Raw genomic sequence first — 11,817 nt, forward strand, 5'->3', positions numbered from 1 at the left:
CCGATCCAGAAGCTCTGCCAATTCTAATATGAAAAGCCCTGTTATTCGTAATTCCCTTATTTCATGGGATGTGCGATATTTAAGAGAACCACTGCACTAATCAGGCATCTCGACAGAGTAGGTCCCAAATGACGAAACGTTCCGAAACCCCTATCCCGCCCTATTTTAATCTGGATCCAGAGCGGGCTGCGGGGCGTATTGGGGACCCTATCGACACTGTCCGATTCGCAAAAGCCGCCGCATTCGCCCGTCGTGGGCGGGATGATATGTCAAAACGGGGTCTGTCCCCTGATGGCCGTAAACATTTGCGAAAGTTTTCAACATGGGAAATTTGCCGATATCTTATTCCTGTGGCGACAGCGCATCTACGGCGCGTGTTAAAGGCCCATCCTGACCTGCCACAAGGCACGGGCGACGGTGGCACCAAATGGTTCACGCTAGAAGAAACCCTGGCCCTGCGGGATCACTTTGCGGCCGAGGGATCTGCCAATAAAGAATACCGCCCCTATCGCCCCGAAGGCCTGCCGGCCAAGGTCGTTGCGGTGGCCAATTTCAAAGGCGGGGTGGGCAAGACCTCGACAGCTGCGCATCTGGCCATGTCTTCGGCACTGGACGGGTACCGTGTGCTGGTGATCGACTTGGACAGTCAGGGGTCCATGACCTCCATTTTGGGCGGCCAGGTCGAAGACGAATGGAACACGGTTTTCCCGCTGCTGGCCAAAGACTATGCCTTGCATGTGGAACAGGAAAACGAGGTTCGGGTCGCCCGTGGCGACAGCCCTTTACCCCTTGATGAAACCCTTAGTGAGGCGGCGCAGGTTTCGGTCAAAGATGTGATCCAGACCACCCATTGGCCAAATATCGATCTGATCGGGGCGCAGTTGAACCTGTACTGGGCGGAGTTTCAAATCCCCGTCTGGCGCATGGGATTGCGGCGCTGGCCGTTGTGGGATGCCCTGACAAGCCGGTTGCAAGCGGAAGGCGTGTTGGATGACTATGATATTATCCTGCTCGATACCCCCCCTGCCCTTGGCTATCTGACGATCAACGCTTTGGCGGCTGCGGATATTCTGCTGGTTCCGTTAGGCGCCTCGTTCCTTGAGTTTGATTCCACGGGCCGTTTTTTCGATATGCTCTATTCGACCTTCGCCTCTATCGAGGATGGCGAGAACGCCAACCTACGGGCCGCAGGCTTGCCGGAAATCCGGTTCGAATGGGATGTGGTGCGCGCCATCGTGACCCGCTTTGATGCCAATCAACAAACGGACATGGCCAATCTGATCCAAGCCTATCTTGGGGATTTCATGAATGCCCACCGTCAGGAATATACCGCTCTTGTGGGGCAAGCCGGTGAACAAGTGGCGGGCATCTATGAAGCGGATTATCGGGACTTCAATCGTGAAACCTATGTGCGGGGCCGCGAAGCCTTTGACCGGACCTATGCCGAATTCAAAGAGATATTGATCGGAACGTGGTGGCGGGATCAGGCGGAACGCACAGCAGCGCAAGAGGCCGCAGAGCAAGAAGCTGCAGGGCAAGAAACTGCAGTGAAAAAGACTGCGGCGCAAAAGGCGGGGGCATAAGATATGGCAAGACGCAGATGGGTAAACACGCCAAGTGCCGATGAATTGAAGGCCCTTGAAGATGGTTTCGCACGCGAAACCGCACCGGATGCCTCGGCCCCGCGCCCCCCTATTGCACAGGTTGCGGGGGACGCGGCACGATTGTCTGACCCGACGCCTGTGGGACAACAGGTGGTGGCGGCCCGGGATCAGGCGGATGCCGAACGCTACCGCACCGCTCAAGACAAAGGTCTATTGGTTCAAGAACTGCAAACAGAGTCTATTCTTGCCGAGGAAATGTCCCGCGACAGGCTTGTCTTGAACACCGAAGAAATGGAGGAGTTGAAAACCTCTATCAAGACCCATGGCCTGCGGCTGCCGGTTGAGGTCTTTGCTCTGAAGACCCCAAAGGGTGATGCACAATACGGGCTGGTCTCGGGGTATCGCCGTTTGCAGGCTGTGCGTATGTTGGCCGCGGAAACGGGGGATCCCAAATATAAAGTCATCCGCGCGCTTTTGCGCCAGCCTGAAAACGTATCAGAGGCCTTTGTGGCCATGGTCGAAGAAAACGAAATCCGATCCGATCTCAGCCATTACGAACGGGGCCGGATTGCAGTGATTGCGGCAGAGCAGGGGGTGTTTTCCTCGGCTGATGACGCGGTGAATGCTTTGTTTCAATCGGCGTCCAAGGCGAAGCGGTCAAAAATCCGGTCCTTTGCCCTGCTGCATGAAGGCTTGGGCGATCTTCTGGCCTTTCCCACACATCTAAGCGAGCGGGCCGGATTGCAGATCGCGGGCGCTGTGCGCGCGGGCCTGACAGAGGATCTGCGCAGCGCTCTTTCGTCAGGCTTGGGGGTGACCCCCAAAGCCGAATGGATCGTGTTGGAACCTGTGCTGGCCCGCGCCGCCGATATGGAACGGGACCAAAGCCGGGGGGGGCGCCCCCGACAGGCTGCGCAGCCCCATGAGGACACAGCGATGCAGTTGATAAACGGCATGAGCATCACCCCGGAAAAGACGGCGGCAGGCTATGCGATCCGGTTCCACGGGGATGCCGTGAACCCAGAGATTATTCAAACCGTGATGTTGGAAATTCGCAGACTTCTGGGAGAAGCGTAAGGCGCGACGGGTTTCGCATGCGAAACCCGTCTGTCAAAGACGCAGATTATTCCCGACTGAGACGGTCAAGGTAGCGCCCGTATTCCGTCTTAAGATACGGCGTTGCGAGGTTTTGCAAATCAGCCCTGCTAATCCAGCCGTTCAGATAGGCGATCTCTTCCGGGCATCCAATTTTAAGGTTCTGCCGCTTTTCAATGGTGCGGATGAATTCGGCCGCATCCAGCAGGCTTTCGTGGGTGCCCGTATCAAGCCAGGCAAAGCCGCGCCCCAGTTTTTCCACGCGCAAGGTGCTGTGTTCACGGTAGAGGTTTAACAGGTCGGTGATTTCCAACTCGCCGCGGGCGGAGGGTTTGACCTGTTTGGCCATTTCAGGGGCTTTCCCGTCGAGGAAATACACCCCGGTCACAGCAAAGGGGGACTTGGGATTTTCAGGCTTTTCGACAATGGACAGCACATTGTCTTTATCATCGAATTCCACAACACCATAGCGTTCAGGATCGGCCACGCGGTAGCCGAAGATCGACCCGCCAGTGGTCTGTGCATCCGCTGATTTCAGCTTTGCGGACAGGCCTTCGCCAAAGAACACATTATCCCCAAGAACCAAGGCAGACGGCGCGCCGTCCAGAAAATCTTCGGCCAGTAGATAGGCCTGTGCCAGCCCGTCAGGGGAGGGTTGCTCGATATATTCAAACGACATGCCCCATGCGGAACCATCCCCCAGCAGGGCCTGAAATGTCGGCAGGTCGCGGGGGGTGGAAATAATGGCCACCTCGCGGATGTGGGCCAACATAAGGGCGGACAGCGGATAATAGATCATCGGCTTGTCGTAAAGGGGCAGGGCCTGCTTTGAGACAGCATGGGTAATGGGGTACAGTCGGGTGCCCGATCCTCCTGCCAGAATAATACCTTTGCGCTGTACAGCGGTCATGATTTTTGGTCCAGTTCTGCTAAAACATCGGTCAATTCAGTGACCCAATCCGGTTGCTCTATGCCGTATACTCTTTTGATTTTGTGGCAATTTAATGAAGAATTCATCGGGCGCGCCGCAGGGGTGGGGTATTGGCTGCTTGGGATCGGGGTGATGGTTGGTTTGCGCACAATATCGGCGAGGCTGAAAATCCGTGTGGCAAACTCTGCCCAGCTGACCGTCGGGGCCCCTGCAAAGTGAAAGATACCGGATGTTCCCTGGCCGCGATGAAAGGCGGTTGCGAGTGTTAAAAGCGCCTGTGCGATTGCGCGCGCCGATGTGGGGCCGCCGAACTGATCCGCGACAACTGAAATCCCGTCTCGGGTTTGCGCCAAACGCAGCATTGTTTTGACGAAATTATTCCCATGGGCCGAGAACACCCAAGCGGTGCGCAAAATGGCGTGTGGGCCGCCTGCTGCGGTGATCTGCGCCTCGCCAGCCAGTTTGCTGCGCCCGTAGGCCCCAAGGGGCGCTGTCGGGGCATCCTCGGCCCATGGGGTCGCACCAGAGCCGTCAAACACATAATCCGTCGAGACATGCAAAAACGGAATGCCCCGCGCCGCCGCTGCGCGCGCCATGGCGCCAGGGGCTGTGGCATTTACGCAGGTTGCGGTGGTTTCATCGGTTTCGGCCTGATCGACAGCCGTATAGGCGGCCGCATTGATGATAATATCGGCATCTGTGCTGGCAATGAGGGTCGCGCAGGCGTCTGGATCCCCAAGATCAGCGACGGCTCGGGGCAGGGCCGTCAGTGTTACGTTTTGAAGGGCAGCGATACGCTGAAGTTCTAATGCGACTTGGCCGGTCTGGCCGAAAATAATAATGTTCATGATCTGCACCTTGCGAGTCTGTGGCGAATTTTCAATGGAGTACGGATCAAAAGCAGCCCTTACGTGTCTATGGGGTCACGAATCGGGGCCGTGGTTTTGAGAGGGGTCGGGTGGGGGAACCAAGCCGCACTACCCTGTGTGATTTTGATTGCTGGAAGACTCTCGCTCGAGTTGAGGGATCGCGGCGAAAAAGGGGCATAAATGCCCGAATTCGTCCCTTTTTTGACAAAAAGCTGACATATTTCCAAAAATTAGGCTAATCTGGGCATTTGGTAGAGTAAGGGATTGGGTGTAAAAATGAATATTATCAAGACAACTATTTTAGCGGGAGCCTTGGCTGCATTTGCAACGGGTTCTTCGGCGGCAATCTTGAAGTTTAATGGCTTTTCCGGTCAACAAACGGTGTCAGTGGACAGCAATCCATCTGGCACCTTGAAGTACACTGGCAGTGCCGGCGGCTTTAAGATGGAAGATACCGGCAACGTTCTGGGGCTTGGCACCAATTTTGTTGCCTTCTGTCTGGACCTGGCCGGAACGCTGCAGACAGGTAAAAATTACGTGATCAATAACGTCGATCCGTATCAGGTTGATCGGGTTTTGACGGCATTGCAAAGAAGCAATGTCGAAAAGCTTTATGATGCCAGCTACTCTATGGTCAATGTGTATAGCAACAAGGACGCCGCAGCGTTCCAGCTTGCATTGTGGGAAGCGGCTTATGAAACCACAGCGGGTCCACTGTCTTTGAGAAGCGGCTCTCGGATCGGATCTGCAGACACCTATTCGACGAAACGACGGGCTAAGGAATTCTTGGCGGCGATGGAAACATGGGATGGTGTCAATCGGTACAACGTGAACTTCCTGGATGCCGATGACCGCGAAAGACAAGATCTGGTAATGGCGACGGTTGTCCCACTGCCAGCCGCGGGCCTGCTGCTGCTCGGCGGCCTTGGCGCATTGGGCGCGATACGCCGCCGGTCAAAGAAAAAATCCTGAACGACACAGAAGTGTCTGAAATAGAATTCAAAAGGCATCCTGACTGGGTGCCTTTTTTGTTTTTTGGTGCTGTTATGACAGACTTAATTTGTTAGGTATCTATCCTACGCCACCTATTTGTAAAAGTTTTGGGGTCAGATTGAATGGATTGTATCCAGTTAAGAATGGGTGAAAACCCACCTTTTACTTTCGCAGACGATACAGATTTTGACTGTATACTTTCTAAAACTCTCCCTCCCTATTTATTGTATAAGCTAACGTTCGTTAGCCTCTTTTGGAACTTATGCTACATATGAATATCGAACCCACAAACCTACCCGATGTCTTGATTTTGACCCCCAAACGCTTCGGCGACGACCGGGGGTTTTTCAGTGAGGTTTATAACTCTCAGGCAATGTCCAAAGCTGGGCTTGATATGACATTTGTGCAGGATAACCACTCATTATCACGGGATGTAGGCACGCTGCGCGGATTGCATTATCAATCCCCCCCCCATGCTCAAGATAAACTGGTACGCGTGGGGGCCGGGCGCATTTTGGATGTGGCTGTAGATATACGCAAAGGTTCGCCCCATTACGGGAACTGGGTTGGAGTGGAATTATCGGCAGAAAACGGACGTCAGTTGCTGGTTCCAAAGGGGTTTCTCCACGGGTTTGTAACATTGGAACCAGACACAGAGGTTCTTTATAAATGCTCGGATGTTTATGCGCCTGACTGTGATGGATCGGTGGCCTTTGATGATCCTGACCTTCGGATTGATTGGGGGATCGGGCGCGCAGATGCGGTTTTGTCAGACAAGGATTCAGCAGCACAGAGCTTTGCCGAGTTTGAGAGCCCGTTTGTTTATGATGAGGCACAGGCATGAAACTTTTAATCACTGGCGGCGCTGGGTTCATCGGATCAGCGGTTGTTCGACAAGCCATTGCGGCGGGGCACAGCGTGGTGAATGTGGACAAGCTGACCTATGCGGGGTGTCTTGAAAATCTGACCTCTGTCTCAAATGCGCCGGAATATGTGTTTGAACAGGTTGATATTTGCGACCGGGACGCCCTTGATCGGGTGTTTGAAACCCACAGCCCTGATGTGGTCATGCATCTGGCAGCGGAATCCCATGTGGACCGCTCGATCGACGGACCGGGTGCCTTTATCGAAACCAACGTCACTGGCACCTATACCCTGCTTGAAGCGGCGCGTGCATTTTGGATGACCGCCAGTCAGCCGGCCAGCTTTCGCTTTCACCACATTTCAACAGATGAGGTTTACGGCACGCTGGGCGCAACCGGCCAGTTCACCGAAGCCACGCCCTATGCTCCGAACAGCCCCTACTCGGCCTCCAAGGCCGCCTCAGACCATCTGGTACGCGCTTGGGGTGAAACCTATGGCCTGCCGATTGTTGTGACCAATTGTTCTAACAATTACGGCCCCTATCATTTCCCCGAAAAGCTGATCCCGGTTGTGATCCTGAATGCACTGGCGGGGAAACCGATCCCGATTTACGGCGATGGCTCAAACGTGCGGGACTGGCTTTATGTAGAAGACCACGCCGATGCGCTGTTGACCGTAGCGCAAAAGGGCGCATTGGGGCGGACGTATAACATCGGCGGCGAAAACGAGGTGTCCAACCTCGATCTGGTGCATAAAATTTGCGCCATCCTGGATGGGAAACGCCCCGCGGCAAACCCCTATGCCAGCCTGATCACCTATGTCACCGATCGCCCGGGCCACGACCTGCGCTACGCCATAGACCCCACCCGCATCCGTACCGAACTGGGCTGGCGGCCATCTGTGACGGTGGATCAAGGGCTGGAACTGACGGTGCAATGGTATCTGGACAATGAAGACTGGTGGCGCACGTTGCAGGATCGCCAAGGCGTTGGGCAGAGGTTGGGCGTTACGGCCTGAAGGAAAAAAGAGTGCTGTACCCTATTTTATTTGACGACCGGCAGAATAGGATGAAAGGTTACGATCTTCAAAGGTCGCGATCACCGACAATGCCCTCAATGATTTCGCGCAGGGCAACCTCGTATGCTCCCAGTTTTTCGCGACCTCTTGTAAATGCCGTGACGGTTTCTTGTTTCAAAGTGGCGCGTTGAGCATAGCTTTGCACGATAGTGGTAAAGATGTCCTCTGCTGATTGGGTTGTGCAGTCGACCGTGCGGGTATACCCAAGCGACCCAAACAGTCCCTCGAACTTACGGCTGTAGGCCATAGGTACCACGGGTACACCCGATGAAAGCGCCGCGATGCAGGCGTGCATCCGTGCGCCCATAAAGAAGTCGAGATCAGCGATATAGGTCTTGGCTTGAGACGGTGTACCAAAAGCTGGTGCCAGTACCGTGTTGGGAAATTCTTTTGCTAAAACTTCGCAGGCCCGATAATCGTCTTCATCGACCATCGGGCCTGATTGTACGATTACATGTGGAACCAAATACACCTGACAATCGTCTGCGTGGGATTGAAAATAAGTGATAAGATCCCGGATTAGGCTTGGATAATCCATCGTTAGGCCAAATTGGTTCTTGCCGGTATATCCTCCGGCCATCAATAAGCCTGACACGTTGATCCCGATCTTAACTCGGCTATGGCCCGTTCGGGGGGCAGGGGGGGAAAATGGTAACAGCAGCGCAACGTCTGAAGCCTCAATTATGTCTTTCCGCCCTAAAGCGCGGGTAGCGTCGGTGGACATTTGATCGCGGGTAGCAACCACTTTGCACAGCCGGATTGACAGTCGCGCGAGCACTTTGGTCCAACCTTTGGTGAATGGACCCACTGTTTGTGGTGCCATTACCAATGGTGTGCCCGCTAGATGGGTCAGGTATTTCAACCAAAACATCCGCTTTAGCCGCCGAGATCCATAGGTGTCGGCAAAGCTGTCACCCGCTCCGATATCGATTACTAGGTCCGAGCGTCGTGCTGTGGCGAAATATCCCCGTGGGTTGAGCATCGCTGAGCGGTCCAGATCAATGACCTTGATATCTGGTCCAGTGACGTAGGGATCGCGGACATCTTTCCAATCTAAGACTGTTATCTCAATGGGTTGCCCGATTTGGGAGCCGATATCGCGCAATATCGCGACCTCGGAGGCAGTCAGCGCCCCTACGCCCAGATTGTCAGATCGGGTAGAATGCAGGATAAGGCAAATACGCAAGGTCATAGAATTTTAATGTCCATTGATCAGTGTTGGGTGAGCCGTAGAGCGCGACGCAGGCTACCAAGAAAATTTCGTAGGTTACGATGTAAAGGGTTTTGCCGCGCTGCAGCAGCAATTTGCAAGCCTTCGTACCGAGGTATGGGCCGGCCTGCTAGGCGCTGCCCAAGAAGGCGTGCAAGCAGTGCGCGCCGTCGTTCACGTTGCCCAGGCTGGATCGCGGTTAGATCAGAAATATCAAAAGAAGTTGTTTCAATTCGACCGGCTGCGCGTGCTGCCGCGACGATTTTTGTCCCTAGGTCGGTGCGGGCAACAATCAAGCTGACCCCTGGGGCCTCGTCAAATATTGGGTATCCTGCAGCATCACTTTCCCAAGCATCGGCACAAACTATATCGGCAGCCACTCCGGTGCCGTCAGCGCAGAGTTTGCAGCGATGTTGTACATGTTTGGACAGAATTTTACCCCAACTCTCATGATAGCTGATTGTGCGTTTGGTACCTTCATGGTCAGTAGCTGTGGCGTGCCCAGGCCAACCGTTACCGCGAAAACGAAACTGCGCGGTGGCAGTCAGATCGGTGCCAAGAGCCGTAAGTATCTGTTCACCTCCCTTGTGGGATGGGACGCCAGCGCAAAAGAACGACACGATCACGGGAAAGGCTGCAGCGGCAACAGGATCACGACTGCACATCGCGCGTAGAGCAGCTGCGTCGCAAGGTTTTCCTACAACTGCGAAACGGCGGCCAGACGCTTTGTGTTCGGCGATCAGCTCAATCAAGTCCGCCAATGGCGCAGAAGGTGCATAGCGTGATCCTGCTGCCTTTAGAATGTCTTCTCTGTTGGTGCTAATGACAATGGTGTTGCCGATAGGCAGATCGGCGGCGGCAGTAGTCTGTACTATGGCATCGACTGTATCACTATCTAAAAGATGTACCAGCAACGCCGAAAGCGCGCCGCCAGATGCCCCAGAGAAACGGAGGTCGGGGTCAGTGGACCAGCCTGTCACCACATCTCGGTGTGGGCCCCACAACACTGGATTGGGTTGCCCTTTCGCCTGCACGCGTTGACCAAGGCCAGGGCAAACGGCGGCGATATCAGCTTCTTCAACAGCACTGAGTGTTGCTGATTGGTGTGGGCGCAGAAAACCAGGCTCGGTCAAGGTCATTTCGATCTTGCCTTGCGCCAACGTCGCACAAGCTCCGCACCCCGCACAGAGATCACCACGTGCCACGCGGGCCAAGGATTGGCTTTTCTGGGTTGTGGGGGCGGACAGGTCTGACATATTATATTTTCGATCTGAGCGGGTATTCCATTGCTTTCTAAGATGAAACAATGCTGAGCGCACCTATTTTCTCCCCATAATGCTTGACCATTCTGCGGGAACGCGAAAAAAGGAAGTGCGCATTTCTTTTATGGCGTTGACGAAAGGCCTGTCGCAGTATGTTCCGAACTGCTCTTCTGATTTTGTCCGGCAACGCCGCTGCCGCACTTTTGTTACTTGTTCGAAATTTGTTAGTGGCTCGGCTGATCCCAGTGGCCGACTATGGAATTGCAGCGACTTTTGCCATCGCCATGGCTGTAGTTGAAATGATGTCACAGCTTGGCTTGCAACAACAGATCGTACAAGCCAAAGATGGTGAAGGTCAGCGATTTCAGGCGGCACTGCAGGGATTTCAGGTGCTACGTGGCGTGGTTGCAGGCGTGGCCCTATTCGTTTTGGCTGGGCCGTTGGCTGATTTCCTGAACATCCCCCAAGCCGCTTGGGCGTATCGCGTAATGGCCTTGGTGCCGGTGTTAAATGCGCTGACCCATTTCGACATACACCGCTTAAACCGGTCGATGGTCTTTTGGCCGGTGATCCTGACAGGAGCGATGCCTGCACTGCTCTCACTAATAGCGCTTTGGCCACTCGTGATATTTTACGGCGATTACAAGGTGATGCTCTATGCCATTATCGTTCAGGCGATGATGACGGCTGTTACTTCGCATTTTGTGGCACAACGACCTTACCGGTTAATATTGGATCGTGCGATCATGGTGCAATCTCTGCGGTTCGGCTGGCCATTGCTGGTCAATGGCATCCTGCTGTTCGGTGTGTTTCAGGGCGATAAGCTGATCGTAGGGCGGGAATTGGGGATCGAAACCCTAGCTATCTTTGCCATGGGCTTTACGCTGACGTTGACGCCGACGCTAGTGATGGCCAAGTCAGTACAGAGTTTCTTTCTGCCGCAGCTTTCTGCCGTAGACCGCAAAACGGATACCGGGCGCGTTCAATTACAGTTTCTGGCGATGGTTATCATGCAAATAAGTCTTGTCATGGGAATATTGTTGGTCATTGCTGTTTTCCTGCTGGGTGGCCCTCTGGTGCAGAGCCTTTTAGGGCCAAAATATTTGCCGCTGGTCCCACTCTTGGTCCCGCTGGCGATTATGCAAGCCCTCCGTGTTGCCAAAACGGGCAGTGCCGTTGTTGCGTTGGCATGCGGTCACACCAGCAATATGATGCAGGCCAATTTGATACGGATCGCCACATTACCACTGGCGTGGTATGCTGTGTCTCAAGGGGCAAACGTGCCCATTGTAATTGCTATTGCTATTGCAGGGGAAGCGATGGGTTATGTCCTGTCCCTAGTTTTGGTGGCGCACAAGCCTGGCGTGTTCCTGCGCCCGATGCGCGCGCCAATTCTGTTCAGTGCCATTTTTCTTGGATGCGCCGTCTGGACGTCTTTTTATGAATATCTCTCTTCGGGGATGGCAGGGGGCTTGTTGCTTTTGCTTTTAGTGGTCGCTTTTGCTTTTATGAAAGAGACACGCCAATATATCACGATACGCCACAACAGACTCTGAGGCCCCCGATTTTGACATCCCATTCTTTTTCACGCCGGTTACCATAAAACTGTAACGACTTGGATGCAGCGTCGGTTGTTTGCGTCGAGCCATGGCTACCGTCAGATTGCTAGTCTTCCACTATATTACTCGACCACACGGTTTCAGGTTTGATCCTGCTGGGATGCGCGATCTGCTCGGGCCACGTCTGGATAAACTTTCCCGAGGTGAGGTGTCAGTTGCCTCCTCAGAAATTCTGTTAGGAGACCCGTTTTAAGGTGGCCATGAAAGCGACGTTTATGTCGCGCGTCTGGCGCAAATTTCACCTGATGCACGTATACCGATCTCAGTCCGTACGCAGTTGAGGATTCTGCCGT

At 54.2% G+C, this 11,817-nt stretch carries 10 protein-coding genes; 6 read left to right on the forward strand and 4 right to left on the reverse strand.

What is annotated here, in order from left to right:
• The first annotated feature begins 128 nt into the window (after window positions 1–128).
• Both GGE09_RS22825 and GGE09_RS22830 read left to right on the forward strand, forming a co-directional pair.
• Entirely contained in the window at window positions 129–1,583 is a 1,455-nt protein-coding gene (locus GGE09_RS22825) for an AAA family ATPase (RefSeq protein WP_309748368.1), read from the forward strand.
• A gap of 3 nt (window positions 1,584–1,586) precedes the next feature.
• Entirely contained in the window at window positions 1,587–2,681 is a 1,095-nt protein-coding gene (locus GGE09_RS22830) for a ParB N-terminal domain-containing protein (RefSeq protein ID WP_309748369.1), read from the forward strand.
• A 46-nt stretch (window positions 2,682–2,727) separates the two neighbouring features.
• Here the strand turns inward: GGE09_RS22830 and rfbA are convergent, their stop codons facing one another.
• Both rfbA and rfbD read right to left on the reverse strand, forming a co-directional pair.
• Window positions 2,728–3,609, reverse strand: coding sequence for a glucose-1-phosphate thymidylyltransferase RfbA (gene rfbA / locus GGE09_RS22835; RefSeq protein WP_309748370.1), 882 nt, complete (start codon window positions 3,607–3,609; stop codon window positions 2,728–2,730).
• Complete coding sequence (rfbD, locus tag GGE09_RS22840; protein WP_309748371.1) at window positions 3,606–4,487, reverse strand: dTDP-4-dehydrorhamnose reductase; 882 nt, start codon at window positions 4,485–4,487, stop codon at window positions 3,606–3,608. The genes rfbA and rfbD overlap by 4 nt, the downstream gene beginning before the upstream one ends.
• Before the next feature lie 288 nt (window positions 4,488–4,775).
• Here rfbD and GGE09_RS22845 point away from each other — a divergent pair, with 288 nt between their 5' ends.
• The 3 genes from GGE09_RS22845 (at window position 4,776) to rfbB (ending at window position 7,373) form a co-directional block, all read left to right on the forward strand.
• On the forward strand, window positions 4,776–5,471 hold the full coding sequence (locus GGE09_RS22845) for a VPLPA-CTERM sorting domain-containing protein (RefSeq protein WP_309748372.1): 696 nt from the start codon (window positions 4,776–4,778) through the stop codon (window positions 5,469–5,471).
• A gap of 292 nt (window positions 5,472–5,763) precedes the next feature.
• On the forward strand, window positions 5,764–6,336 hold the full coding sequence (gene rfbC, locus GGE09_RS22850) for a dTDP-4-dehydrorhamnose 3,5-epimerase (protein WP_309748404.1): 573 nt from the start codon (window positions 5,764–5,766) through the stop codon (window positions 6,334–6,336).
• Entirely contained in the window at window positions 6,333–7,373 is a 1,041-nt protein-coding gene (gene rfbB, locus GGE09_RS22855; RefSeq protein WP_309748373.1) for a dTDP-glucose 4,6-dehydratase, read from the forward strand. The genes rfbC and rfbB overlap by 4 nt, the downstream gene beginning before the upstream one ends.
• Window positions 7,374–7,440: 67 nt before the next feature.
• On the opposite strand, the gene GGE09_RS22860 is transcribed toward rfbB, so the two are convergent.
• Together GGE09_RS22860 and GGE09_RS22865 are read right to left on the reverse strand one after the other, a co-directional pair.
• On the reverse strand, window positions 7,441–8,625 hold the full coding sequence (locus tag GGE09_RS22860; RefSeq protein WP_309748374.1) for a polysaccharide pyruvyl transferase family protein: 1,185 nt from the start codon (window positions 8,623–8,625) through the stop codon (window positions 7,441–7,443).
• 20 nt (window positions 8,626–8,645) lie between these two features.
• Window positions 8,646–9,782 (reverse strand): Coenzyme F420 hydrogenase/dehydrogenase, beta subunit C-terminal domain, encoded by a 1,137-nt coding sequence (locus GGE09_RS22865; RefSeq protein ID WP_309748375.1) that lies wholly within the window; start codon window positions 9,780–9,782, stop codon window positions 8,646–8,648.
• Between the two features lie 275 nt (window positions 9,783–10,057).
• Between GGE09_RS22865 and GGE09_RS22870 the strand changes: the two genes are divergently transcribed.
• Window positions 10,058–11,461 carry an oligosaccharide flippase family protein gene (locus GGE09_RS22870; RefSeq protein WP_309748376.1) on the forward strand — a complete coding sequence of 468 codons (1,404 nt, stop codon included), beginning with the start codon at window positions 10,058–10,060 and terminating at the stop codon, window positions 11,459–11,461.
• The last annotated feature ends 356 nt before the right edge of the window (window positions 11,462–11,817 follow it).

Source organism: Roseobacter sp. N2S, from assembly GCF_031454055.1.
GTDB lineage: Bacteria > Pseudomonadota > Alphaproteobacteria > Rhodobacterales > Rhodobacteraceae > Amylibacter.